Annotated in this window: 20 protein-coding genes and 4 pseudogenes; 7 read left to right on the forward strand and 17 right to left on the reverse strand. The window is 59.2% G+C overall.

Translation table 11 applies throughout. From position 1 onward, the window contains the following. Positions 1-18: 18 nt before the first annotated feature. The 7 genes and pseudogenes from istB to tnpB all read right to left on the reverse strand — a co-directional run bounded on the left by istB (position 19) and on the right by tnpB (position 7,561). On the reverse strand, positions 19-759 hold the full coding sequence (gene istB, locus A6B35_RS33445) for an IS21-like element helper ATPase IstB (RefSeq protein ID WP_065518410.1): 741 nt from the start codon (positions 757-759) through the stop codon (positions 19-21). A 10-nt stretch (positions 760-769) separates the two neighbouring features. After that, a pseudogene (istA, locus tag A6B35_RS33450) lies at positions 770-2,226 on the reverse strand (IS21 family transposase). Positions 2,227-2,765: 539 nt separating this feature from the next. Continuing rightward, positions 2,766-3,953, reverse strand: a complete 1,188-nt coding sequence (locus A6B35_RS33455) for an IS91 family transposase (RefSeq protein ID WP_040581808.1) — start codon at positions 3,951-3,953, stop codon at positions 2,766-2,768. 4 nt (positions 3,954-3,957) lie between these two features. After that, positions 3,958-4,821 carry a tyrosine-type recombinase/integrase gene (locus A6B35_RS33460; RefSeq protein ID WP_006199609.1) on the reverse strand — a complete coding sequence of 288 codons (864 nt, stop codon included), beginning with the start codon at positions 4,819-4,821 and terminating at the stop codon, positions 3,958-3,960. A 265-nt stretch (positions 4,822-5,086) separates the two neighbouring features. Beyond that, positions 5,087-5,505, reverse strand: a pseudogene (locus tag A6B35_RS33465) (transposase); the annotation flags it as partial. Between the two features lie 53 nt (positions 5,506-5,558). After that, positions 5,559-7,153, reverse strand: a pseudogene (gene tnpC / locus A6B35_RS33470) (IS66 family transposase). A 54-nt stretch (positions 7,154-7,207) separates the two neighbouring features. Then, positions 7,208-7,561: an IS66 family insertion sequence element accessory protein TnpB gene (tnpB, locus tag A6B35_RS33475; RefSeq protein WP_006199997.1), complete on the reverse strand. Its 354-nt coding sequence runs from the start codon at positions 7,559-7,561 to the stop codon at positions 7,208-7,210. 165 nt (positions 7,562-7,726) lie between these two features. On the opposite strand from tnpB, the gene A6B35_RS33480 reads away from it, so the two are divergent. Continuing rightward, a complete protein-coding gene (locus tag A6B35_RS33480; protein ID WP_040581944.1) occupies positions 7,727-9,241 on the forward strand; it encodes an ISNCY family transposase in 1,515 nt (504 codons plus the stop codon). 99 nt (positions 9,242-9,340) lie between these two features. On the opposite strand, the gene tnpA is transcribed toward A6B35_RS33480, so the two are convergent. Then, positions 9,341-9,706 carry an IS66-like element accessory protein TnpA gene (gene tnpA, locus A6B35_RS35285; RefSeq protein WP_244897175.1) on the reverse strand — a complete coding sequence of 122 codons (366 nt, stop codon included), beginning with the start codon at positions 9,704-9,706 and terminating at the stop codon, positions 9,341-9,343. An 80-nt stretch (positions 9,707-9,786) separates the two neighbouring features. On the opposite strand from tnpA, the gene A6B35_RS36405 reads away from it, so the two are divergent. Continuing rightward, positions 9,787-10,548 carry an IS5 family transposase gene (locus A6B35_RS36405; protein WP_244897173.1) on the forward strand — a complete coding sequence of 254 codons (762 nt, stop codon included), beginning with the start codon at positions 9,787-9,789 and terminating at the stop codon, positions 10,546-10,548. Positions 10,549-10,629: 81 nt separating this feature from the next. Next, positions 10,630-10,770 (forward strand): transposase, encoded by a 141-nt coding sequence (locus A6B35_RS37030; RefSeq protein ID WP_244425847.1) that lies wholly within the window; start codon positions 10,630-10,632, stop codon positions 10,768-10,770. A gap of 520 nt (positions 10,771-11,290) precedes the next feature. Here A6B35_RS37030 and scpA read toward each other — a convergent pair. Genes scpA through A6B35_RS33500 form a run of 3 tightly spaced genes read right to left on the reverse strand, consistent with a single transcriptional unit; the run spans position 11,291 to position 16,970 of the window. Next, positions 11,291-13,426, reverse strand: coding sequence for a methylmalonyl-CoA mutase (scpA, locus tag A6B35_RS33490; protein ID WP_006205393.1), 2,136 nt, complete (start codon positions 13,424-13,426; stop codon positions 11,291-11,293). Continuing rightward, positions 13,423-15,426, reverse strand: a complete 2,004-nt coding sequence (locus A6B35_RS33495) for an acetyl-CoA carboxylase biotin carboxylase subunit (RefSeq protein ID WP_065518411.1) — start codon at positions 15,424-15,426, stop codon at positions 13,423-13,425. The genes scpA and A6B35_RS33495 overlap by 4 nt, the downstream gene beginning before the upstream one ends. Before the next feature lie 11 nt (positions 15,427-15,437). After that, entirely contained in the window at positions 15,438-16,970 is a 1,533-nt protein-coding gene (locus tag A6B35_RS33500) for an acyl-CoA carboxylase subunit beta (RefSeq protein WP_040584148.1), read from the reverse strand. A gap of 218 nt (positions 16,971-17,188) precedes the next feature. Between A6B35_RS33500 and A6B35_RS33505 the strand changes: the two genes are divergently transcribed. Then, positions 17,189-18,601: a helix-turn-helix domain-containing protein gene (locus tag A6B35_RS33505; protein ID WP_006206207.1), complete on the forward strand. Its 1,413-nt coding sequence runs from the start codon at positions 17,189-17,191 to the stop codon at positions 18,599-18,601. A gap of 74 nt (positions 18,602-18,675) precedes the next feature. Here the strand turns inward: A6B35_RS33505 and A6B35_RS36070 are convergent. Continuing rightward, positions 18,676-18,826, reverse strand: a pseudogene (locus A6B35_RS36070) (IS1595 family transposase); the annotation flags it as partial. 581 nt (positions 18,827-19,407) lie between these two features. On the opposite strand from A6B35_RS36070, the gene A6B35_RS33515 reads away from it, so the two are divergent. The 3 genes from A6B35_RS33515 to A6B35_RS33525 all read left to right on the forward strand — a co-directional run bounded on the left by A6B35_RS33515 (position 19,408) and on the right by A6B35_RS33525 (position 22,221). After that, positions 19,408-20,559, forward strand: coding sequence for a M24 family metallopeptidase (locus A6B35_RS33515; protein WP_006206206.1), 1,152 nt, complete (start codon positions 19,408-19,410; stop codon positions 20,557-20,559). A 122-nt stretch (positions 20,560-20,681) separates the two neighbouring features. Then, a complete protein-coding gene (locus A6B35_RS33520) occupies positions 20,682-21,464 on the forward strand; it encodes an NAD(P)-binding domain-containing protein (protein ID WP_006206205.1) in 783 nt (260 codons plus the stop codon). A gap of 37 nt (positions 21,465-21,501) precedes the next feature. Continuing rightward, on the forward strand, positions 21,502-22,221 hold the full coding sequence (locus A6B35_RS33525; protein ID WP_157999234.1) for a GntR family transcriptional regulator: 720 nt from the start codon (positions 21,502-21,504) through the stop codon (positions 22,219-22,221). 108 nt (positions 22,222-22,329) lie between these two features. Here the strand turns inward: A6B35_RS33525 and A6B35_RS33530 are convergent, their stop codons facing one another. Genes A6B35_RS33530 through ehuC form a run of 5 tightly spaced genes read right to left on the reverse strand, consistent with a single transcriptional unit; the run spans position 22,330 to position 26,091 of the window. Continuing rightward, positions 22,330-23,088, reverse strand: a complete 759-nt coding sequence (locus A6B35_RS33530; protein WP_006206203.1) for a GntR family transcriptional regulator — start codon at positions 23,086-23,088, stop codon at positions 22,330-22,332. A 35-nt stretch (positions 23,089-23,123) separates the two neighbouring features. Continuing rightward, positions 23,124-23,945 carry an aspartate dehydrogenase gene (locus tag A6B35_RS33535; RefSeq protein WP_081482307.1) on the reverse strand — a complete coding sequence of 274 codons (822 nt, stop codon included), beginning with the start codon at positions 23,943-23,945 and terminating at the stop codon, positions 23,124-23,126. Beyond that, positions 23,942-24,757 carry an ectoine/hydroxyectoine ABC transporter ATP-binding protein EhuA gene (ehuA, locus tag A6B35_RS33540; RefSeq protein ID WP_006206201.1) on the reverse strand — a complete coding sequence of 272 codons (816 nt, stop codon included), beginning with the start codon at positions 24,755-24,757 and terminating at the stop codon, positions 23,942-23,944. The genes A6B35_RS33535 and ehuA overlap by 4 nt, the downstream gene beginning before the upstream one ends. Beyond that, on the reverse strand, positions 24,757-25,422 hold the full coding sequence (ehuD, locus tag A6B35_RS33545) for an ectoine/hydroxyectoine ABC transporter permease subunit EhuD (protein ID WP_006206200.1): 666 nt from the start codon (positions 25,420-25,422) through the stop codon (positions 24,757-24,759). Before ehuD ends, ehuA begins: the two co-directional genes overlap by 1 nt. 3 nt (positions 25,423-25,425) lie before the next feature. Beyond that, positions 25,426-26,091: an ectoine/hydroxyectoine ABC transporter permease subunit EhuC gene (gene ehuC, locus A6B35_RS33550; protein WP_006206199.1), complete on the reverse strand. Its 666-nt coding sequence runs from the start codon at positions 26,089-26,091 to the stop codon at positions 25,426-25,428. Between the last annotated feature and the right edge of the window lie 53 nt (positions 26,092-26,144).

A 26,144-nucleotide genomic window follows, 5' to 3' on the forward strand; every position in this document is an offset into this window, starting at 1 on the left:
ATCGTATTTGCAGTCCGGTCAAGCGGCAGCGGAGATGGTCGACCTGCGCATGGATTCGCCGCTGAGTTCGAGCCGGTGAGCGTTGTGAATGAGGCGATCTAGTATGGCATCGGCGTAGGTGGGATCCCCGATCAGATCGAACCAACGGGCCACCGGAAGCTGGCTGGTCACCAGCGTTGAGCGACGCCCGTACCGATCTTCGAGGATTTCGAGCAGGTGATGACGGGCATTGCCGTCGAGGGGTTCAAGTCCCCAGTCGTCGAGGATGAGGAGATCGACCCTGGCGAGGCTTTTCATGCGCGCGGCGATGCGGCCATCGCCTTTGGCCAGGGACAGATCATCGATCAGGCGCGGCAGCCGGGTGTAGAGTACCGAGCGATTGTCACGGCAAGCCTTGTGGCCGATGGCGCAGGCCAGCCAACTCTTCCCCACCCCCGCCGGCCCGATGATGGCCAAGCTCTCATGGGCCGCGATCCAGTCACCCTTGAGCAGCCTGTCGAACAGCCTGCGATCGAGACCGCGCGCGGCACGGTAATCCACGTCCTCGGGTACGGCATGGTGACGTAGCCTGGCATGACGAAGGCGAAGCGCAAGGCGCCGGTCATTGCGATAGGTCGCCTCGTGATCGAGGAGAAGGGCAAGCCATTCGGCATGGCTAAGGTTGGCGGCATCGCTGTTGCTCTCCAGTTCGGTGAACGCATGCGCCATGCCTGCCAGACCGAGTTGCCCCAGCAGTTCGAGTGTCGGGTGTTTGAGCATTGCAGTCCTTTCAGTGGTAATATCCGGGGCCCCGGATGTTGGTGTGGAAGATCGGCGTGTGCTCCGAGGCCTTGCGCACCGGAACCTTGTCGAGCCCCTTCTCGAGGATCGATTTGACTGAAGGATAATTGCGCGCCTGGATCTCCAGCGCGCGCCGCGCGGCCGCTTCCAAGCGTTCGGTGCCGAAGCGCTTCTCCAGTCCGATGATGCCGAGGCATGAACGGTAACCCTGCTCGGGATGCGGCCGATCCTCGATGATCTTCTCAACCAGCAGCGACAGCATCGGGCCGATCCGTGCCGCTTCCTCCCGGATTTTCAACGGCGTCTATTCCCGGTAGCGCCGGTGGCTCGACGGCATATGTTCGGGGATCGTCGTATGCCGCCCGTTGCCGCTGCCACGCATGTGCGCGGCGATGCGTTCGCCTTCGAGGAAGATTTCGACGGTGCGTGCGGTGATGCGGGCCTCGACCTCGCGGCGGGCGAAGCGCCAAGGGACCGAGTAATGGTGATGCTCGATCGCAATGTGATAATCGAGCCCGACCCGGCAACGCTTCCACTCAGCATGGACCCACGGTTCGATCGGCAGCGGCTTGAGGTTCGGCGCGTCAATCTCCTCGAACAGATGGCGCCGCGTTTTGCCGAACTGGCGAAGCACCCGTGTCTCGTTGAGATCGGCGATGCACTCGGCGACCGCAATGTTCACCTCGGCCAGACTGTAGAAGATCCGGTTACGCAAGCGGCCCAGAACCCAGCGTTCGACAATGCCGACGCAGGCCTCGACTTTCGCCTTATCCCGCGGCTTCCTCGGCCGCGCCGGGAGTACCGCCGTGCCGTAATGGCGCGCCATGTCGGTATAGCTGCGGTTGACCATCGGATCGAAGTGACACGCCTTGATCACCGCAACTTTCGCGTTATCGGGGACCAGAAGATGAGCCACGCCGCCAAAGAAGCCGAAAGCGCTGTTGTGCGCTTCGATCCAGTCGGCGAACCGCTCGGTCCACGTCGCGCAGGCAAATGACAAGCTCGATCCGCCGAGCACCGCCACAAACAGATGGGCATCGCGCACCTCACCGGTCCGGCGGTCGACCACAGAGGCAGGCGACCTTCCCAGTGCCGGAACAGGTCACACCAACGACTGTAGCGATAACCATCCGGGTGCGCGCCGATATATTCTTCCCACAGAACCTGCAGCGTCACATGCTTGCGCTTCAGCTCACATGCCACCGCCGACCAGTCCGGTTCCGGCTGCTTGCGCCGGCCAGGCTTCACCCCAGGTAAGCCGTACAGGCACGACTCCAGGTCGGCGTCGCTCATCTCTACAGGGACCGGCCAGTTCAGCCCGGAGCGTGCAAACCGCTTCAACATATCCCGGACCGTCGTTGCCCCGACCCCGGTACGCTCGCCAATCACCCGCGTCGATAGTCCTGCTTCCAGGCTCAAACGCAAAATCTCGCGCACGTGGCGCATCGTAACCCTCCTCGTCGGCATCCATTCCTCCGGTCGCTATCCGACCGGAAAAATGGCCCAACGATCAGGCTCTCCCAACTCCAAACTGCGCGCGATGGCTTCGGAATTCTGCGCGGACAATTCTCGGAATGCTGCGCCCCATCATTTCGGAATGCCGCGCGCGATCAAATCGGAACGCTGCGCGCGATCGCCTCGGAATCTGGAGGGTTATGTGAGGTCGCATCGGTCGTCGCGGCGAGCTCGAGCGACCTCACATAAGCCGGATTGAAGTAAGGCGCGGGTTGTTAGCCGCTGTTATGGAGATAGTAGGGCACGCTGTTTGACGGCGATAGCGAATTCGTCGCGTGCAGCGGTGGCACGACCGAATTTTGGCTTGATCCGGCGACCTTCGCGAGCAGCTTGGCGGGCGATCGGTGGCGATTTTTGCGCTCTCAATGCACACTGTCGGTCTTTCGGTGTGACCAGGGCCAAGCGGTGTCGCGCGCAGGCGGGGCGCTTGGTTTTGCGGGCATATCGGAGGGGGTGCGGATTGTCGGAGTTCATGATGTATCGCACCAGAAAGATGATGGCCGGGGCGGCGAAACAGGCGCAACAGTGATCCCTGTCCTGTGCATGGGACGCCGGCAGTCAGGGCATTCGTAGGACTGCCTGTGCTGTGATTTGCCGGCCTGCTGCTGCCCGCCTGCTGGTGATGGCTGGTCGAGGAGCTGCCTGCAGAGACCGATCCGATCCCGTCGGTGACTATTGGCGAGAAAGCCGAAGTGACGCATGCGGTGGAAGCCGGCGGGAAGCACGTGAAGAAGAAAGCGCCGGATGAACTCGCGCGGGTCAAGGCGCATGATCTTCTCGCGGTCCCGACCATTGCCACGGTAATCCTTCCATCTGAAGGCAACATGGCCGTCATCGACCTCGACGATGCGGCTGTTGGCGATGGCAACACGATGGGTGTAACGGCCGAGATAGGCAAGCACCTGGTCAGGGCCGCCGAACGGTGGCTTCGAATAAACAACCCATTCGACGCGGCGAGCACGCGCGAGATGGCGGGTGAACGCCTCGGCGTCGTTGAGATGGCTGAGTTCGTTGGAGAAGCGGAGTTCACCGTGAGCGAAGACGTCGGCAAGGGCAGTCAGAAAGAGCCGCCGAAACAGGCGCGACAGCACGCGCACGGGCAGAAAGAAGCCCGGCCGGCAAGCGACCCATCTTGACCTGCCGGGCGAGAGACCGCCGCCGGGCACGACGCAATGGACATGGGGATGATGGGTCATGGCCTGGCCCCAGGTGTGAAGCACGGCGACGATGCCGATCTCGGCGCCCAGCCGCTTGGGGTCGGCGGCAACGGCCTGCAGCGTCTGGGCTGCGATCCGCATCAGCAATGCATAGACGACCGCCTTGTTGTGAAAGGCGATCTCGGCGATGCCAGGTGGTAGCGTGAAGACCACATGAAAGTACGGGACCGGCAACAGATCGGCGACGCGTGCATCGACCCACTCCTTGCGGGCCGCGCCTTGACACTTCGGGCAATGGCGATTGCGGCAGGAATTATAGGAGATGCGGGTCCTGCCGCAATCGTCGCAGGCATCGACGTGACCACCGAGCCTGGGTGTCCGGCAAGCTTCGATCGCGCCCATGACGCGTCGCTCGCCGCGGCCCAGATGACCGGCGTTCTCACGCCTGTAGGAACTCCCATGCCGTCGAAAGATGTCGGCGACTTCGAAGGTGGGGCGCAACCGATTACGATTCCGGCGGCGTCACCTCCAGTCGTAATCGATCGAGCGGACTGGCCGTCGACCGGATCGTGTCGGTGGAGACCTGGGCATAGCGCGCTGTCGTCGAGAGGTTGGCGTGTCCGAGCAGGACCTGGATGATGCGAATATCGGTCCCGTTCTCGAGCAGATGAGTGGCAAAGGAATGCCGCAGCGTATGGACGGTGACGTGCTTGGAAAGGCCCGCAGCCGCAACCGCCGAACGACAGGCGGAATGCAGCACCCACGGCTCGATCGGCTTGTCAGAATCGCGCCCGGGAAACAGAATGTCCCTGGGTCGCGCCAAGCGCCAATAGCTGCGTAGGATCCCGAGTAGTTCCGGCGACAGCATGACGTAGCGGGCTTTGCCGCCTTTGCCGCGTGTGATGTGGATCACCATCCTTGAGCTGTCGATATCGTTGGCGCGAAGACCACAGACTTCCGAGACCCTGAGACCGGCGGCATAAGCTGTTGTCAGAGCTACCCGCGCCTTCAAGCTGGAGACAGCCTGCAAAAATTCGACGACCTCGTCGCTGGAAAGAACTACCGGCAACTGGCGAGGCTCGCGCGCATACGGAATATGCTCCGGGATGGTATCCTGACCGAGCGTTACGCCATAGAGGAACCGGAGTGCGCAGACGATCTGGTTCAATCCCGACCAGGAGATGCCCTTCGACACGAGGTGAACCTGGAAGGCATGGATATCGTCAAGGCCCAGCCGATCGGGCGATCGGCCAAAATAGCGGCTAAACTTTGCGACTGCATAAAGGTAGGATTGCTGCGTGGCCGGAGATAGATTGCGGACTGTCATGTCCTCGATCATCCGGCGACGCAGAGGGCTCATCTCAGCCATCTGGATCTCCTGTCTGAAGGATGGGTTTGCAACACCCAAATCCTCTCAGACAGGAGGCGTCTCTCAAAGCGGGCACCAATTGCCGCGACTAGCGGCTTAGTTCAATCCGCACCTACAATGTCACCCGCTTCGTCTGGCACGAGGGGCGAACTGCGTCCGCATAACGGCGAATGCGACGAAAACCGCCGATGCAACGCCTAAATCAATCAGCCATCCGCCCAGACAAGGGGCGAAAACCTTGTCATAGAGTCAGATTCGGCCAACCACGCCCGTTTGTCCGCCTTGCCGTTCTAAAACCACGGTAAATCGATCTGTCCGATTGGCTGTCGATCACGCCAGCCGTGGGACTGGCCTCGCGCCCCGCTCGCTCGCGATCCAGCATCAGCGCCACATCGTGGATGGTCTGGAACAGAAAACGCCGCGCCAACTCGCGAAACCAGCCGTAAACCGTCTGCCAGGGCCCGAAATGGATCGGCAGCATTCGCCAACCGCAACCGGAGCGGACCAGGTAGCGCACGGCGTTGACCACCTCCCGGAAATCAACCTCGCAGGACGTCCGCGACGCCCAGGCTTGGGCATCAGCGGCGCGAACTGATCCCACTCCTCGTCCGTCAGATCAGACGGGTAGCGCTTGGTCTTCTTGGCAATCTGGGCCATCCGCCCACGACTCTGCTCTGTCCACATCCAAAGTTCGAATCATAACCAAGCCTCAGATGGAACCGATACCAAGCCGGTTTTCAAAACGGTCTCTGAGCCCCATCATGCATGCTGGCATGAGCGAGCTCGTCGAGGACCAGCAGGGGCAGCAGATCGGTGATGTTGGCGTCTGTGGCGCGCTGCGGCAATTCGCTGAGGACGTGGCGCAAGTAGGCCAAGGGTTCGATGCCGCAGGCGCGGCAGGTCAGCATCAGGCTGTATATGACGGCGCTGGCTTTGGCTCCATCCACGGTGCCGCTGAACAGCCAACTCTTCCTGCCAGTGGCAAAAATTCTGATGTCGCGCTCCAGAAGGTTGTTGTCGATCGGCATCCTGCCGTCTTCTGTGTATCTCGTCAGGTACTCCCACTGGTTCAGGGTATAGGACACAGCATCGCCGATCTTGCTATCGGGCAAGACTTTCGGCTCGATGTCGTCGAGCCATGCCTTGAGAGCATTGAGGATGGGGACGCTGTGCTGCTGACGAAGGCGGCGAATGCAATCGGCTTGTGTTTCGCCCTTGTCCGATTTTCCGTTCCGCGCTTGGCCTTCAACCCGGTAGAGCTGCTCGAAGAACTTGAGCGCCTGCTCCGACGGACCGCCGCCTCTCTTCCTCGCCTTGAGGGCATCGACAAAGCGCCGTCTGGAATGGGCCATGCAGCCAAGATGGATTGCACCTTCCAGCGTGCGCCAGGCAGTATAGCCATTATGCCGCGGTATTCGCCGAGGAAGGCCTGCGGGTGTATCTGGCCGCGGCCCGTCTGATAATCGAGCAGCACGATCGGCTCGTCACTATCCTCGCCGCTCCGGTAAGCCCACATATATGACGTGCTGATGGCCTCTCGATCCTTTTCCTTCAGCACCTGAACCGTCGTCTCGTCGCCATGGATGAGAGGCTGCGATCTGAGCCGCAGCTTCAAGGCGTCATAGATGCGTGAGAGATGCTTCTCGCTCGATCCGATCACCCAATGCCCCAGAGCGCCGCGGCTGACGGGAACGCCGGCACGCTCGAAGGCTTGGCTCAAGCGGTAGAGCGGCGTGCCGTCGACGTACTTGTGAACAAGAGCAAATGCCAGCGTCGAGGCCGTGGCGATGCTGCCCGGCAAGGGCTGCGCGGGCATCGGCGCGATCACGACCGGCGTATTGATGCCGGTGCGATCGCAATGGCGGCAGGCATACTTGAGCCGCACATTCTGCAGGACCTTCGCCTTCACCTCGATATGAAGCTGCTCGGTAACGGCCTCGCCCATGCGATGCATCTGGTGACGGCAGCAAGGACAGGCCTTCTGATCGTCGGGAAGGTCATACTCGACGCGTTCGCGCGGCAAGTGTTCCGGCAGTGCCTTGCGGCCACGCTTCTTTCCCTCCGGCTTTTCGGTGACGGAAAGCCGGTGTCCGGGAGGTTGACGACATTGCTATCTTCGCTGCCGGCGTCGTCTTCATCGGCAATCTGTTCGGCCTCATTGAAGAGGCGATCAACGTGCTTTTCGCTCTTGAGCGCAAAACGATGTGAGCGCGCTAGCGCCAACTCTTCCTCGAGCTTGGCCACGTGCGCCGGCGAGTTGACGGTTCTGCGCCTGCAGCGTAGCAATACGCGCCATCAACTCTTCAACATTCGGTTTGCCGGGTCGATTCATCGTAGTTTTGAATCTGAACCGCACCGACGCGACAACGGCACAATTCGGGAGCCGTCAGCCCGCAACCTGATATTGCCGCACCGGATGGCGCACCATTGCGTCGACGTCGATGCCGTCGAGAATCCAATGGAGCTGCTCGGTCGTCAGCGTAACCACCGCCGTCTCCCGGCGCGGCCACCGGAACTTGTCCTCGGTCAGCCGCTTTAGAACCAGCACGAAGCCGGACCGGTCAAAGAACAAGAGTTTCATCCGGTCGCGACGGCGATTGCAAAATGCAAAGACAGCAGGTGCAAACGGATCGAGCGCCATCGTCTCCTGAACCAGGACCGCAAGGCTGTTGATGCCGGCCCGAAAGTCGATCGGCTCGCGGTGCAGGTAGACTTTCAGGTCAGCGCCCAGTCTGAACATGACCCAGTGCTCAGATGATCGCCGTCAATGCATCCACATCACCGCATTCCTGCGGCGCGGCAATGAACGTGAGAGCGCGCATTGCATCGCCTGAACTGCTCCCGGATGTTGGGCCGTTGCCTCATCTGATTTGCTCCCCGCAGTTTTGGGGCGGGAGCAAATCAGATGAGGCGGATAAGCATGGCGACGCGGGATGAGCTGGTGAAGGTGGTAGCGGCGCGCTACGCCCGAGGCGATCGGGCAGAGAAGTCGCGCATTCTCGATGAATTCGCGGCGGTAAGCGGCTTTCACCGCAAGCATGCCATGCGGTTGCTGCGGAATGGACCACCGGCGGAGCGTTCGGGCCCGCGACCGGAGCGCCGGCTTTATGACGACGCGGTGCGCGAAGCGCTGATCGTGCTCTGGGAAGCTTCGGACCGCATCTGCGGCAAGCGTCTAAAGATGCTGATACCGATTTTGGTGGAGGCGATGGAGCGTCACGGGCATCTGCATCTAACCGCCGAGATCCGCACACGGTTATTGGCGATGAGCGCGGCGACGATCGACCGCGCCCTTCGCGAGGTTCGAGACATCGCTGGTGGGCCGAGACGCCGTCGCAGTACAGCGTCCACCGCGCTGCGGCGCAGCATTCCGATCCTAACCTTCTCCGATTGGCAGGATCCTCCGCCTGGATTCGTCGAGGCCGACCTGGTGGCGCACAGCGGACCGACGACGCGGGGAAGCTTCATACAGACGCTTTGTCTTACCGACGTCGCGAGCGGATGGACGGAATGCGCGCCCTTGCTGGTGCGTGAACAGAAGCTGTTGAGCGAGGTGCTGACGGTATTGCGGCGGCTCCTGCCATTTCAGCTTCTCGGATTCGACACGGACAATGACAGCGTGTTCCTGAACGAGACGATACGCGACTACTGTCTGGATGCCGGCATCGAGTTCACCCGCTGCCGTCCTTACCGCAAAAATGACCAGGCCTTCGTCGAACAGAAGAACGGCGCCGTGGTGCGACGCATTGTCGGGTATCGCCGGCTCGAGGGGCTCGAAGCCGCTGCTGCCCTTGCACAGCTCTATTCGACGGTTCGGCTGTTCGTGAACTTCTTCCAACCCTCCTTCAAGCTGGCCGGAAAGGAACGGGACGGCGCCCGCGTGCGCAAGCGCTATCACCCTGCGGCAACACCTTGCCAGCGACTGCTGGCAGATCCACGCACGCCTGAACCGGTTCGTGCCAAGCTTGCGCAAACACAGTCGAGGCTGGACCCGGTAAAGCTGCTGCAGGAGATGCGATCGGCGCAGCAGCGCCTGGTCAACATTGCCGATGAATCCTGCACGCCGGCGCTGGTGAGCGATCCGGCGCTGGACCAATTCCTGTCCGGTCTGCGAACGGCTTGGAAGGAGGGGGAAGTCCGCCCAACCGCACGAGCCAAGCCGAGGCAAAAGCGAGGGCGTCGCCGACCGGATCCGCTCGTGAAGGTCACAGGCCAGTTGCGCGCGTGGTTCGACGAAGAGCCTTGGCGGACGAGCCGCGAATTACTGGTGCGTCTGCAGGCGGAGCAGCCGGGACAATATCCTGATCCGCTTCTGCGCACGCTGCAGCGGCGCTTGAAGATCTGGCGGAAGGAAAAGGCACACGCGATGGTGTTCGGCCCAATGCACGTCGAGTCGGCAATCGAGCTAATCGCGCATTGATCGAATCCCAGCCCAGGGGACATTTTGGTGAGGCAACGGAAAGATCGTTCGGGAGCATTCCAGGGTGAGGCAATACGGCTTCTCTCCCAGATTGCCGCGCTATACGCATTCCAGCGTCAACTTCACGCCGTTCGGCAAAGACGCGCTCAACTTGGCTGGGAGGGGCGACGACTTCGACAGCCGATCTTCACCACGCGTGGCAGGCCTCTCTACCGAATTGCCCTGCATAGGCAGGCTGTACTCCGCGGCGCTGACTTGAACTGGAATGAACGCCGACGGCGCAGGTGGCGACAAAGCAACGGCGTCTTTGGTCGTCTTTATCCACTTGCGAAGAAGGTTGGCATTGACCCCATATTCAAGCGCAAGTCGCGATACCGACACGCCAGGCTCAAGGCAGGCCGCAACGAGCCGCTCTTTCGACGCCGCGTCGCACCGCCGGCGGCCGTTACGCAAAATTCGCCTCACCAGCAGTTGTGTTCATCGTCGTCCTCAATCACGTGGTGTCTACCTCCTAATGAGACCTGTGCGCGGGTGTCTGGACGGGCGTGCTGATCTGTGATTCTCTCAATCAGTACAAAGGATTGAGGGATGCGATGTCACGTCGGCGCATCGGTCAGGAAAAGTTCGGTTTCGCCGTTGATCGCGGCCAGCATTCGTCTTTGGATGAGCTTGCCAAACTGATTGACTGGCTGCCGATCGATCAGGCCCTTTGTGTGATTTCCTGCTCTGCGAAGGGCGAGCCTTCCTGGCCGCCAATGGCCTTGTTCAAAGCGATGCTGCTGTCGATCTGGTACGACCTGTCCGACGTCAAGCTTGCCGAGGCGCTGGACGACAGAGGATCGTTCCGGCGGTTCTGCGGGTTCTCGGCTCAAGAGCCGACACCTGAGCGAACGGCTTTCGTGCGGTTTCGTAAAGCCCTTGTGGCACATGGTCTGGACAAGACCCTGTTCGACGAGATCACCCGCCAGCTCAAGGCCAAAGCGATCCGTGTGAAGACCGGCACGCTTGTCGATGCGACGATCATCGCCTCGGCCAGTGAAGATGATGCAGAGGGCCATTGGGTCAAGCATAAGGGCCGGCCAGCGGTTCATGGCTTCAAGGCCCATGTCGGCGCCGACGCGGACACGGCTCTGGTCGAGGAGATCGCCGTCACGCCTGCCAACAGCAACGATGGCAAGGCCGGTCCTGATGCTCTGCCGGACGATCCCGGCGAGGTGTTTGCCGATAGCGCTTATCGAGGCAACCATTTCGGCGACGCGGTGCGCGCCAAGGGTGGGACGCCACGCATCGTTGCCACCGGTATGTGAGGACGCGATGAAGCCGAAACGCTGGCACGCCTTGAGGCCTTTAACCAACCGATCCACCGTATTCGTGGCCGGATCGAGAAGATCTTCGGCACATGGAAACGAAGTTACGGCCTTCGGCGGATGCGATGGAGAGGGCTTGCAAAGGCAGGCGTTCAAATCCGCCTCACCGCCATCGCCTACAATATGAAACGCAGTTTGAAGATCATCGCATTGGCCCGATAGCGAGCAAGAACACTACTGACGCTCACACAAGAGCGTCACAAGCCACACCCCACGACGTTGGCGCCAATATCTTTCCGCCCTTTACCCTGGGAGCCGAACAATCAAACAAAATCAATGCAAAGCGCTTCCCGCGCACAGGTCTCATTAGTGGACACTTCATGCCAAAACACGCTCAATGGAAAAAGGTGCAGAGAAATTAGCGCTTTCGCTCATAGAGCGCGCGAACTTCCGCTTGTGACCATAAGGGCCGGACACTCTCGGAGCCTGCGATCCATTCACTACGGTTCTCTCCTTCCCTTGCGTCAATGACGCCGGTCTTTACGGCATTCCGCTGTGTTTTCCAGTCCTCAACGCGACGTCGCGGGCCTCGTCAGCGATTGCAGCGACGTGCTTACGCTCTTGAGTTCGGCAGCCAGAAGTGGCTGCTGAGGCCATTCAAGAGCCATTTCGGTTCATTACATCGTCGCCGTCCGAGGATGGACATCCCGACGGCTTGCCGAAGGCTTAACGAGGAGCGTCTTCATTGATTGCGGCGCCTACCTTCAAGGAGATCGACCACCGCACGCGCGGCATCCAAGACATGGGTTCCGGGGCCAAACACCGCGGCGACCCCATGGTCCATAAGGAACTGATAATCCTGGCGCGGCACTACGCCACCGCACACGACGATGATGTTTTCGGCACCCTTTGCTTTCAAGGCCTCGACGAGCTGAGGTAGTAGTGTCTTGTGACCGGCCGCAAGCGAGGACGCTCCGATGACATGAACATGAGAAGCCATCGCCATGCTTGCCGCTTCTTCCGGCGTCTGGAAGAGCGGCCCGGCGAGCACGTCGAAACCGAGATCGCCAAACGCCGATGCAATCACTTTGGCACCGCGGTCATGACCATCCTGGCCGAGCTTGGCCACCATCAACTTCGGCCGGCCACCAAGCGAGACCCTAACGTCCCTGATACGGGACGTTAGGGTCTGGTATTCCGGCTCATTCTGGAAGGCGGCGCCGTAAACCTCCGAAGTCACCTCAGGAACGGCCACGTGATCGCCGAAGGCGCGGCGCAGAGCGTCGGAAATCTCCCCCACCGTCGCGCGAGCGCGCACCGCATCGACTGCTGCTTGAAGTATATTGCCCTTGCCGCTGGCCGCGGTCTGACCAAGCGCGGCAAGGGCTGCGTCGACGCGCTTGGGGTCGCGCTGACGCTTTGTTTGTTCGAGACGACGGATCTGCGCCTCCCGGACCGCCGCATTGTCGATCTCAAGACTTTCGATCGCGGCCTCGGTCTCCAGCCGGTACTTGTTGACCCCGACGATCACCTCGTCGCCGAGATCAATCGCCGCCTGGCGGCGGGTCGCCGCCGTCTCGATCAGGCGTTTTGGCAACCCGTCGATAACGGCCTTGGTCATGCCGCCGATGGCCTCGATTTCCTCAATGAGCGCCCACGCCTTGTCGGCAAGTTCGGCGGTCAGGCTTTCGACGTAGTAGGAGCCGGCCAGCGGGTCGACGACCTTGGTCACGCCGGTCTCGTGCTGAAGAATAAGCTGGGTGTTTCGCGCAATGCGCGCCGAAAACTCCGTCGGCAGGGCGATCGCCTCATCGAAGGAGTTGGTGTGGAGTGACTGCGTGCCACCGAGCACCGCGGCGAGCGCCTCATAGGCGGTGCGCACGATATTGTTGTAGGGGTCCTGCTCCTGCAGCGAGACGCCCGATGTCTGGCAGTGCGTGCGCAGCATCAGCGATGAAGGCTTCTTCGGATCGAACTCTTCCATGATACGCGACCACAGAAGTCGAGCTGCCCGCAGCTTGGCGGCCTCCATGAAGAAATTCATGCCGATTGCGAAGAAGAAAGAGAGCCGTCCGGCAAAATCGTCGACGTCGAGGCCCTTTCTCAACGCCGCGCGGACATATTCGCGTCCATCGGCGAGCGTGAAGGCGAGTTCTTGCACCAGCGTCGCGCCGGCCTCCTGCATGTGATAGCCGGAGATGGAGATCGAGTTGAACTTCGGCATCTCCTTTGCGGTGTACTCGATAATGTCGGCGACGATGCGCATCGAAGGTTCGGGCGGGTAGATGTAGGTGTTGCGGACCATGAACTCCTTCAGGATGTCGTTCTGGATGGTCCCGGAGAGCTGGGCCGTCGGGCAGCCCTGTTCCTCGCCGGCGACGATGAAGCAGGCAAGGATCGGAATGACCGCACCGTTCATGGTCATGGAAACGGAAATGTCCTTGAGCGGTATGCCGTCAAAAAGGACCTTCATGTCCTCAACGGAATCGATTGCTACCCCCGCCTTGCCGACATCGCCGACGACACGCTCATGGTCGCTGTCATAGCCGCGATGCGTGGCGAGATCGAAGGCGACCGACACACCCTGCTGGCCGGCGGCGAGCGCCTTGCGGTAGAAGGCATTCGACGCCTCGGCGGTCGAGAAGCCGGCATATTGCCGGATCGTCCACGGCCTGCCGGCATACATCGTGGCACGCGGTCCGCGGACGAAGGGTTTCAGCCCGGGCAGGGTGGCGAGGTGGTTGATCCGATCCAAATCGCCACCCGTGTAGAGCGGCTTGACGTCGATGCCTTCGGGCGTGCGCCAGACCAGGGCGTCTGGGGAGGCCTTCAGTTCCCGCTCGGCAAGAGTGCGCCAGTCGGCGAGTTTGGCCATCATTCGAACTCCAGAATAGGTTCGTCGACGGCAAGGCTCGCCCCCGCTTTGGCGGCGATCCGTTTGACGACGGCCCGCCGTTCGGCGCGAAGCACGTTCTCCATCTTCATGGCCTCGACGGTGGCGAGCACCTGTCCAGCCTCGACCGACTCTCCCTCGGACACGGCAATCGCGGTAACCACACCTGGCATCGGGCAAAGCAGCAGCCTGGAGGTGTCCGGCGGCTGCTTCTTCGGCATCAATCGCGCGAGCTCGGCGATCGCCGGGCTGCGGACATGGGCGACAACATCCATTCCGCGCCAGCGCAGTCGGTAGCCGGTTCCTGACCGCGACGTCTTGATCGAGGTGGTTTCCGCGCCAATCTGAAAGTGCGCGATATGCCGTCCCGGGAGCCAGTCGCTTGCAACGCTCAGAACCGAGCCGTCATCGAATGACACCGCTGTTGCGTCTTCCTGATCGCGCACCGCGATTGCAAATGCATGGTTGCCAAGCGTCACGATCCAATCGCTGGGGACTTTGCGACGATGATTGTCCATCGCCCCGGAAATTAGGACATTGCGGCGCTGGAGTTTCCAGTTGATGTGGGCCGATACTGCCGCGAGCTTGCACTCATCCGCATCGGTGGGGGACACACCCGAAAAGCCGTCCGGAAACTCCTCGGCGATAAAGGCCGTGCTTAGCCGCCCCTCGCGAAACCGGGGATGGTCCATGACAGCGGCGAGAAACGGCAGGTTATTGCCGATACCTTCCACTTCGAAATCATCCAGCGCAGCAGCCATCGCGTCGATTGCGCCCAGCCGATTGGGCGCCCAGGTGCAGAGCTTGGCGATCATGGGATCATAATGCATGGAGATGTCCGAGCCCTCGACGACGCCGGTATCGTTGCGGATGAGCGAGCCGTCCGCACGCGGACCTTCGGCGGGCGGCCGGTAGCGTGTCAGACGACCGATGGAGGGGAGGAAATTGCGATATGGGTCTTCGGCGTAGAGCCGGCTTTCTACCGCCCAGCCGTTCAGCCTCACGTCCTCCTGGGCAAAGCGCAGCTTTTGGCCGGCCGCGATGCGGATCATTTCCTCGACCAGATCGATGCCCGTTACAAGTTCGGTGACCGGATGCTCGACCTGGAGCCGCGTGTTCATCTCGAGGAAGTAGAAGTTGCGGTCGCGGTCGACGATGAACTCAACCGTGCCTGCCGAGTGGTAGCCGACCGCCCTGGCAAGAGCGATGGCCTGCTTGCCCATCGCATGTCGAGTCGCTTCGTCGATGAACGGTGATGGTGCTTCCTCGATGATCTTCTGGTTGCGCCGCTGGATCGAGCATTCGCGCTCGCCGAGATAGACGTTGTTGCCGTACTGATCGCTGAGCACCTGGATTTCGATGTGACGAGGCTCGGTAACGAATTTCTCGATGAAGATGCGGTCGTCGCCAAAGGCATTCTTCGCCTCGTTTCGCGAGGACTGAAATCCTTCGCGCGCCTCGACGTCGTTCCAGGCGATGCGCATGCCCTTGCCGCCGCCCCCGGCGGATGCCTTGATCATGACAGGAAAGCCAATCTCGCCGGCGATACGTACCGCTTCCTCTGCGTCTTCGACCAGGCCCATATGGCCGGGCACGGTGGAAACACCGGCGGATGCCGCGATCTTCTTCGAGGTGATCTTGTCGCCCATCGCTTCGATGGCGACGGGCGAGGGGCCGATGAAGGCGATGCCCTTGGCTTTCAGCGCTTCGGCAAAATTCGAATTTTCGGACAGGAAACCGTAGCCCGGATGAATCGCATCAGCGCCTGTGGCGGCAACGGCATCGAGGATGTTGGCAATGCGAAGATACGATTGCGCCGAGGCGGCTGGACCGATATGCACCGCTTCATCCGCCTGCCGGACGTGCAAGGCATCGCGGTCAGCGTCGGAGTAGACGGCGACCGTTGCAATGCCGAGCCTCTGCGCCGTCTTGATTACCCGGCACGCGATCTCGCCACGATTGGCAATCAGGATCTTCTTGAACATTTTTTGCCTACTCAAAGCGGGATGGTGTCGTGCTTCTTCCAGCGTGTCTCGACGCTTTTTCCCCGCAGCGCGGCAAATGCACGCGCGATCCGCTTGCGTGAGGAATGTGGCATGATCACTTCGTCGATGAAGCCGCGCTCGGCGGCAATGAAGGGGTTTGCGAAGCGCTGCTCGTACTCCCTGGTGCGAGCCGCCAGCCTCTCGGGATCGCCGAGCTCGGACCGATAGAGGATTTCGGCCGCGCCCTTTGCGCCCATCACCGCGATTTCAGCGGTTGGCCAGGCGTAGTTGATGTCGGCGCCGATATGTTTGGAAGCCATCACGTCATAGGCGCCGCCATAAGCCTTGCGTGTGATCAACGTCACCATCGGCACAGTCGCCTGAGAATAGGCAAACAACAGCTTGGCGCCGTGCTTGATGACGCCGCCATATTCCTGGGCGGTGCCCGGCAGGAAACCGGGCACGTCGACGAGCGTCAGGATCGGGATGTCGAAGGCGTCGCAGAAGCGAACGAAACGCGCCGCCTTGCGGGAGGAATCAATGTCGAGGCATCCGGCCAGCACCATGGGCTGGTTGGCCACCACACCCACGGTCCTGCCCTCGATGCGAACAAATCCGATGATGATGTTGCGGGCGAAGGCAGCATGAAGCTCGAAGAAGTCGCCTTCATCGGCGATTGCCGTGATCAGTTCCTTCATGTCGTAGGGCTTGTTGGCGCTCTCCGGCGCCAGCGTGTCGAGGCGCAACTCGATCCGCTCGGGATCGTCATGAAAGGGCCGCGCGGGCGGCTTTTCCCGATTGTTCAATGGCAGGAAATCAAAGAGGCGCCGGACCTCTTCCAAAGCCTCGATGTCGTTGTCAAAAGCGCCGTCAGCAACAGAGGATTTTTGCGTGTGCGTTGCAGCGCCGCCAAGTTCCTCCGCGGTCACGATTTCGTTGGTGACCGTCTTGACCACGTCGGGACCGGTCACGAACATGTAGGAGGAATCTCGCACCATGAAGATCAAGTCGGTCATGGCCGGCGAATAGACCGCGCCGCCGGCGCAGGGTCCCATGATCACCGAAATCTGCGGAATGACGCCGGAAGCATCGACATTGCGCTTGAAGACGTCGGCATAGCCGGCCAGCGAGGCGACACCTTCCTGGATGCGCGCGCCGCCGGAATCGTTGAGGCCAATGACCGGCGCCCCGTTGCGCACCGCCATGTCCATGATCTTGCAGATCTTCTGGGCGTGTGTTTCCGACAGCGATCCGCCAAGCACCGTGAAGTCCTGGGAGAAGACGTAGACCAGCCTGCCGTTGATCGTGCCCCAGCCCGTGACCACGCCGTCGCCAGCGACCTTTTGGTCAGCCATGCCGAAGTCCGTGGCGCGATGCGTGACATACATGTCGTATTCTTCGAAGGAGCCTTCATCGAGCAGCACCACGAGGCGTTCTCGGGCCGTCAGCTTGCCTTTCGCGTGTTGAGCATCGACACGCTTCTGCCCGCCGCCGATGCGAGCTTGAGCACGACGGACCTCGAGTTGTTCGAGAACGGCTCGCATCAACAGCCAGCCCTTGTTTCAACGTCCAAACCCGTCAGCAACCGCGGCGCGGCGAGTCTGCTCTGCCTCGAACTCGGGTTTGCTGTGCTGCACAATGGCATGAGCGCCTCCACTGGAATTCCGCTCCGCATTAGTTCGGCGGCAACACACGGGAAAGGCTTGACCGTGTGCGATTGCGAATTGTATGGAATTGCAAATAGCAACATGCGAATTTGCAAATGGCTAACGGCAAGCTTTTCATTGGGCGGCGCGTGCGGGAACTGCGGGAGGCGAGCAAAGCCACCCAGGCGGTCTTCGCCGAGCGTCTTGGGATTTCGACCAGCTATCTGAATCAGATAGAAAACAACCAACGGCCCGTGTCAGCCGCCGTGCTTCTTGCGCTCGCCGAGAAATTCCAGGTCGATATTGCTTCGATCGGCGGCAGTGAGGCAGACCGGCTGCTCTCGGCGCTGAGCGAGGCTCTTGCCGACCCGGTATTCGTCGGTGTTTCTGCTGGATTTCAGGAACTAAAGCTCGTTGCCCAAAACGCACCGTCTCTCGCTCATGCGTTGATTACCTGCCATCAGGCCTATCGCAGAAACAGCGAGCAGCTTGCCAGCTTCGACGACCAGCTGATCCGAACCAATGCCTTTGCCGAGCCGACACCCTACGAGGAAGTGCGGGACTTCTTTCATTTTGTTGACAACTACATCGATGAGCTCGACCGGGCGGCCGAGCATCTGGCCAAGGCCTTGGGCGTGCCCGACCGTGATCTCGGTACGGCATTGGCAGATCATCTGGAACAGCATCATCACGTTCGGCTTGCGCGCGCTGCCAATGGCGAACGGGTGATCAGGCGGTTCGACGCTTCCGCTCGCGTGCTGTACCTGAACTCTTACTCGCCCGCATCGACGCGTAGCTTTCAAATGGCATTTCAGATAGGAGCCCTGGAGCACCGAGCCGAGATCGATGCGATCATGGAGCGCGCGCGGTTCCGGACCTCCGAAGCGGCGGAGATATGCCGGATCGGCCTGCAGAACTACTTTGCCGGCGCGCTGATGTTGCCCTACCGGCCCTTCTTGGCCGCTGCAAAAGAACTTCGGCACGACCTTCACCTGCTCGCAATGCGCTTCGGCGCGAGCCTCGAGCAGGTGGCGCATCGCCTGTCGACGTTGCAAAGGCCTCGGATGAAGGGCGTTCCGGTCTTCTTCGCGCGCATCGACCGGGCCGGCAACATCACCAAGCGCCACAGCGCCGCGAAGTTGCAGTTTGCCCGCTACGGAGCAGCTTGCCCGTTGTGGAACGCTCATCAAGCGTTCGAAACCCCGGGCCGCATGATTTGCCAGCTGGCCGAGACGCCAGACGGCGTGCGCTATCTCAGTGTCGCCACCGAAATCACCAAGGCTGACGGTGGGTTTGGCGCTCCTCATCGACGCTATGCGATCGCGCTCGGTTGCGAGATCTCCGACGCTGGCGATTTCGTCTACGAAGATCGGCTGGATTTTGCCAACGGAACAGCGTTCGAGCCTATCGGCGTTTCATGCCGCATTTGTGCGCGCATGGATTGCATTCAACGCGCCATTCCGCCGCTCCAGAGCACGATTACGATCGACCATGACCGACGCAGCGAATTGCCGTATACGATTTGCTGATTCGAGTGTGACAGCCGGAAAGTGCCACATTTCCACTCAAGCCGTTTTCCAAGTAGCTGCGGCGCGACAATGAAGCTGTGAGCGCGCATATATGTCGTCACGGTGAACTGGAACCGGCAATCGCCATTGGAGCATTGTCGGCAATGCTTCCTCATCGCGGAATGCCACGATCATTTTTTCAACGGTCCGAATATTGGAAAAGGCCGCAAGCATCGTTTCAGGCATTCTCATCTCCTGGGATCACGCCAAAGAATCGCATTCGAATGCTTCATCCGCAACCGAATCGCTGTCATTGGTTGATAAAGGCCGTCGCAAAAAACGCGGCGTGGAACGGTGGGCCGAGGAGTTTGCGGAGCCGCCCTGGGTCGACCCCGGCATGCCGACCTATACACATCTTCATTGCGCTCTCGCTGCTAGCCGTGTTTTCGACCCGGTTTGACCGACAGGGCGGCAGAATCGATCTTGATCTGACATAAGCGACCGGTTAGATGTATATAGCTTCGCGGGTACGATGGAGACCGGGAATAGCATGTCAGGCTCATTCGGCGGCCATTGCGTAGAATTTTGGAAGACGGCCCGCCTTGCCCCTCCAGCGGGAGAGCGGCATGAAGACTATATGGTCAACCACAATGGCGGACTCGGAGAACTTCGCGCTCAAGTAGAGACAGGCATTGTCACCTGAGATGTTGTAGAAATGAAGATGCAGGACATTGTTCGCGCTTGCGACACCGTGATGCCTTGAGCGAAGTGTCTTGGTCTGACCAAATAACCCACGACAGAGTTCTAATCATCTGGAGACTTATACGATGCTTGATGAAGCACGATTGAGAGCGCTCGCCCTGCAGGATCGTCTGCGCAGCGAGGGAATTGAACTCGCAATCTTTACCGACGAGAGTTCAATTGCTTACCTCGCCGGGTTCTGGGGTTATCTCTCCGTCGAATTCGGCCGCCCTACCTTCCTCCTCGTCCGCCCGGACGAGGAGCCTACCGTTATCACGCCGCTCATGGAGCATGAGATGGTGTCCAAGATGACGTGGGTCCAAGACGTCCGCGGTTGGGAAGATTCAGGCGCGAACCGTTGGGAAAACGTCCTGCGTGTGGCTGTCGGCAAGAGGCCCGAGTCCCTTTGGGTCGAATCCAATTTCATTCCGGCGATCGTCCGGAATTTCCTTGACGAGGAATTTGAGGGTATCCCCCTGAAGAACATCTCCCGCATTCTCGGCGAGATGCGAATGATCAAATCGGCGGCGGAAATCGAGGTGATGAGACAGGCCGGCCAAATCGCAGGTGCGATGATGGCAGCTGCCCACCAGTCACTCGAAGTCGGAGCGCCAGAGTATGAATCCGCTCTTGCTGTTATGGCCGCCGGCACCCGCAAGGCGGCCGGGTTCCTGACGGCTAAAGGTTGGGAGGCGTTCGTCTCGCCCCTCATCCACAACCTGCAAATCATGCAATCGGGTGCCGATACGTCGATGGTGCATCGCCGTTCGAGCACCAAACTGCTGGCGAAAGGCGACCCTGTATACTTCTGCTTCTGTAACATGGCACAGTTCAAGCAGTACAAGCTCGGTTTCGACCGAATGTTCTTCGTTAAGGAGGCGACTGACGAGGCGGTGAAAGTCCAGCAGGCAGCGATCGACGCGCAACAGGCGGCGTTGCGCTCAATCCGCGCCGGTGTCACTGCGGAAAGCGTCGCGCAGGCTGCCAATGATTGCTACGCGGGGGCTGGCTACACGACTGGCTATCGCACTGGCCGTTCGATCGGGGTCGCGTATCTCGAGGCTCCCGAACTGAAGGCGGGCGACAAAACGATCCTCAGGCCCGGCATGACCTTTGCGGTCGATGGCGGTATTAGCCTCGACGGTCGTCTCGGCGGACGCATTGGAGACTCGATCGTCGTTACCGAGACCGGCTTTGAGTATCTGACCGATTATCCGCGGAAAATCCTCTACTCCTGATCCGATATGATAATGCAGCAGAATCTCGGCAGTCTTTCGGAGTTGCGCCAAGGGTATTTTCGCCTGAGATGCGGCTCCGTAATGAGCGCTCAGCAGCAGCGTTTTGAGACGGGAGCAGCCACATGAACATGCCCACAATCGGGGTTGTTGGAACCGGAGACTTCGCCGCCTATCTAATTGCCGCCCTGCGAAAGGGCGGCTATCGCGGTCGAATTCTGCTCTCGCCGTACAGCCGGGCTAAGGCGCAAACGCTTGCCGCCACCTATAGCTGCACCTTAGCCGCGGATAACTCGAGCTTGCTCGCGGAGGCCGACTGGATCCTTCTCGCGGTGCGGCCCGAACAGCTTGCCAACGCGCTGCCGAATTTGACCCTACGCCCAGGGCAGATCTTAATATCGGCCGTTGCCGGCGTCACAATTGCAGAACTGCATGCGGCAAAGGGCCACGACATATCCGTGGTCCGCATCATGCCATCGAGTTACATTGAAGCCACCAATGAAGGTCTTATTCCGATATATCCCGCATCTCACGATGTCGAAGCGGTGCTGGCCGCGGCGGGCAAGGTCGTGACTTTCGATACGGAAGACCAATTCGAACTTGCTATGGCCGGCGCCTGCCTAGCCGGCTGGGCGTATCGCTTTATCGCTTCTCTCGAGGCTTGGTTCGTAGTGCACGGGCTTACGCCAGCTCAAGCTCGACTGCTAGTTGCGGGCAATATTGCGGGCGCTACCGGCTATGCCTTGGCGCGGCGGGATGCCTCTCTTGAGATCGTCTCTGACGGGATCGCAACGCCAGGTACCTACACAAAGGCCGGGCTCGACCATCTTCTCAAATCAAAGGCCGCTTTGCCTTGGTTAGAGGCCCTTGATATTGTCTTTACAAAGTTGAAGTCGGCAAAGTCCTGATCAGTAAGGCCACCGCTTGATGGGGCGGGCGACCGATATGGACGTAGAGCATAGGCTAGGGAACAGAAGGTATGACGATGGGAAATGCGTGACGATGGGCAGCGACGGAGAGGCAAGAAAGGCGACTGCAACTGAAATACACGATCTGCTCAGAGATCGCATCTGCCTTCTAGAATACCGGCCTGGCGCAATGCTCCGTGAGAACGACATCGCTGGCGAATTCAATGTAAGTCGGACGCCGGTTCGCGAGGCATTACAGCGACTCTCAATCGGGGGACTGGTGGAGGTGAGGAATGGTATCGGTACTTTTGTCACCACCTTGGATCTGGAGCAACTGCTAGAGGCCTTCGAGCTCAGGATCGAGATGGCGCGACTATTTGGTCGGCTCGATACACGCAACGCGACGCCAGATGACGTGGCTATTCTGGAGGCTTTGCTTAAGAGGTCCCAAGTCCTGATGGATAATTTCGATGTTCATGAGCACTGGCATATCAACCACCGACTTCATTTCGCCATCAGCGACCTAGTGCTTAACAAGACGTTCCTGGACATGTGGCATAATCTCTATTTTAGGGCCGCGAGGGTCTGGTACGATGTGTCTAAGGACCTGTGGCCAGATGCGGTCGGGATGTTACAAACGGAGATAACTGAGCTCTTGACGGCAGCACGGGAGAACGACATCGAGGCGATAGGCTACATCAAGCGCAACTACATCAATTTCTGTTGGAAGCGGATCGTATCAAAGCAGCAGTCATAACCTTGGTTATACATCGGCAGTACTCTGCCCGTTTAAAAATAAGAGCCTAGAATTTCTTCCTGAGCCCACATAGATCATAGATCCCTGCGCCGTGAAGCTTTGTTTTCGTTAAGTATCGAATTGCCCGCCGGCCGCCTCCATCGCGTCCAGCCGGGCTAGCACTACAGCCAAATGCGATTTGTGCACGGTGGCAACCAAACGAACATCCCGTAGTTCGAGACTTCTTCGTATCATGCGCAGCTCATCGAGCAGGTCTTCCACTTGCTGACGGAAATCCATCTTTTCGAGAAGCAAAAACCAGAACCTTGCGGATTGGAAGAACAACATATCGTTGAAGTTCTTGAGCGGCCCATTGCTGCTCAGACTATGCAGAATTCCATGCATGCGGATGTTTATTTCTGCGAACTGGCGTTTGTCCGTGCTATCTAGAAGTTCCCGGCAAGCTCCCTCCAGCTCTTGAACTTCGCCGAGGATCTCGTCAGTAACGGGAAGTGGTGAAGACTCCGCCATGGCGTCCATCAACCGCATACGAACGATGTATATATCGCGCATGGAGCTCAAATCGATGGACGTGACTTCAGTACCGTTGCCGTGCTGGCTTACGATCAGACCGTCGTACTCCAGGCGTTGCAAGACCGTACGCAGAGGCGTCCGACTGACGCCGAATTCGGACGCAAGGTCCCTTTCATTCAGGCGGCTACCAGGTGGGTAGTCGAGGAGACAAATCCGGCGACGTAACTCGAGGTAGATCTCGTGTTTGGTCATCCTGCCGGCAAGTTGCCTCTCGCCTTCCGAGGTTGCGTCTTGACCTTCTGGAAATGACAAGGCGCTTTCGCTGGTAGATGCAAGTGAGCCGTGGCGTGTCATCGATCGCTTTCTCGGAAGGTTGCAGTCGCGTAGCATCAAGTTCCAATGCGCAAAGCTGCGTACGTTTGACGTAAGAACGCTATAACGCTCTGCGAGGTTATACGGCCAGTAGCCGGATTCTCTTCGCTTGGCCTATTTTGTATCGACATGGAAAAATTGGAACTGTCGGATTCCACATCTACGGTGTGAGTATTGAACTCCAAATCTGGATCTGCCCAAATTTCCATCTGCGTGCGGTCCGGCCCCAGGCCGGCAAGGCTAAGCGCGGCAGCGACATTCACATTGGCCGGAAATTCCTTCGCCACTTCGCTCACCGTTCCTTTTAAAACGCAAACCGCTTCCGCAAGGTTTTCTAGATTCAACCCTTTGCGAATAACATATGGTGCGGTTGCAAGGCTTCTAGGTGGTTTTCGGGTATGGATCTTCACCGCGTAGATCTCACCCACGGCAACAGCTTTTAGGGCATCGAGCCCCAGCATCGCGCCCGACGGGATCACAATCCGCCCTCCAGTGCGGCGTGCGAGGTCCACAAGATCTTCCCTGCCGAGGAGTTGACTGGCAGACATGGCTAACAGGGTCTTCCCGGCGCTAAGGACAGGCAGCGCGACCGCGTCGAACATGTGTGGCGGGAGGCACTCCAAAACTGCATCGCATTTGGTAGCCAACTCCTCAAACGAGACGCAAGGAACACTTCTGTTCAAGGTGGCATCGAACGCCGCCGCGCGCTCCGGGCTACGCGCCGAAAAAGCGACTAATTTCCACCCAAACACTTCTCCCCGGTCGAGCGCATGAGCCACCGAGGAGCCGATGGCGCCGATCCCGGCTATTCCAATCCTCATATGAGCTTCGCTTTTCAATCTGCCGCTTTTACGGCGCTTAAGAACTGCTGTGTTCTTTTGCTTTTGGGGTTAGAAAATAGCTCATCGGGACTGTCTTGTTCCTCGATCTTTCCACCAAAGAAGAAGCACACGCGGTCGGAAATATCACGAGCGAACCCCATTTGATGCGTGACCATAAGCATCGTAAGACTATGCCTTGTTGTTAGATCCCTAATGACGTTTGTAACCTCTCCGATTACCTCGGGATCAAGTGCGGACGTCACTTCGTCGAATAACATCACCTTAGGCCTCATCGCCAAGGCCCTGGCAATCGCTACGCGCTGTTGTTGTCCACCCGAGAGCCGGGAGGGATGTTGGTCCTTCTTATCGATCATGCCAACCATCATGAGAAGCTCTTCAGCGCGCTCTCGTGCCTCGCGGCCCGAGAGACCCAAGACTTGAACCGGACCTTCCATGCAGTTCTGTAGCGCGGTCATGTGCGGAAATAAGTTGAAGTGCTGAAAGCACATCCCAATCGAGGATCGTGCCTTGCGCAGGTATCTTGCATCCGCCGGCACCAGCGCGCCGTTCTTTGGCATGTGAGTGAGCGGTTTGCCATCGACATAGATCACACCGCCGCCGATTGTCTCAAGAGTCATCAGCATGCGTAAAACGGTCGTTTTTCCGGATCCTGACGGTCCAATGATTGTGACCATCTCATTTGGTGAGATGTCCAGGTTCAGATTGTCCAGAACGATCAGCTCACCATAGCTTTTTCGGACGTTCAGGAACCTAACCATCGGAATATCTGGTCCGGTCAGTTCCAAGGGGTATGATGTGAGATCTTCCATTATTCCATTCCTAACTTACGGCGAATCCAGCCTTCGAACCCACGGATGGCGCTTGCGGCGGTCAGTGAAATGATCAGGAAAATGACGCCCACAATTGTATAAGGCTCAAGGTACCGGTAGTTTTGACCACCTACGGCATTGGCCGCCTGCATCAATTCTTCGACACCAATAACCGAGAGCATAGGCGTATCCTTGAAAATGCTGACCAGGTAGTTTCCCATTCCGGCAATTGACGGCGGGATAGCCTGGGGCAGAATAATTCGCCTATAGGATTGCGCCATCGTCAGATTGATCGCGGTGCACGCCTCCCATTGCCCCTTGGGAATCGATTCGATGCCACCCCGGTAGACCTCCGAAAGGTAGGCAGCGTAGTGCAAGCCGATAGCGATCATACCCGCTACCCATGGACTCAGCCAAAGTCCGTATTCTGGTCCAACATAGTAGACGAAGAAAATCTGCAGGATGAGCGGAGTTGAGCGAATGAACTCGACCACCTCCCGGACTATGAATGTCAGAGATCGAAATGGTGTCCGTTGAGCAAGTGCAAACAAGAGACCAATCACAGCTGCAATGACGTATCCGATGCCTGCCGCCATAAGCGTGTTGACAGTAGCCCATAGCATCTTGGGCAGGATTTCGGCGGTGAATTCCCAATCCCACTGCATCGTCTAAGCCCTCCCCATCCGGCGAGCCATGATTTTTTCGAGACGGCGCATACAGGGCGTGATGAGAAAACGGGCGGAGACATAGTAGATGATCAGGGCTGTGCCGAACGTCCATGTGGAGAGGTAGGTTGAATTGTTCAGCTCGCGTGCTTGAAACATGAGATCGGGAACTGCTATCAGCCCGACCAGCGCCGTGCTTTTTAGCAGCTCGATTGCCAGGTTCCCCCAGGCCGGCAGCATGGTTGCGATAGCCTGCGGAATGATAATCCTTCGCATGCGTTTGGCTGGCGACAGCGACAGCGCGTAAGAGGCTTCCCACTGACCACGCGGCACGGACAATATGGCCCCGCGAACGAGCTCAGCGCCGTATGCGCCGAGATTCAGTCCGACGGCAAGAAACCCGGTCAGAAAATTGTTCAAAGTAATGCCAAAGAGCGGTAAAACATAAAAGAGCCAAAAAAGCTGAACAAGAAGCGAGGTGCCGCGAAAAAACTCCACGTAGGCTATAGCAAAACTTTTCACGACTGTATTGGACGACAGCATGACAAGGCCGAAAACGTGTGCAATTACGGCTGCCAACGCCAGGGAACAAAAAAATTGTACGCCGGTTATGAGCGCTCCATCGATAAAACGACTTCCGTGCTCGGATAGAAAAGAGATGTATGACATAGAAACTCACTTCGGCCGTGTTGACGAGCTGCGCCCATGGCAGCTCGTCAACT

It is taken from the genome of Mesorhizobium amorphae CCNWGS0123 (assembly GCF_001686985.1).
GTDB lineage: Bacteria > Pseudomonadota > Alphaproteobacteria > Rhizobiales > Rhizobiaceae > Mesorhizobium > Mesorhizobium amorphae.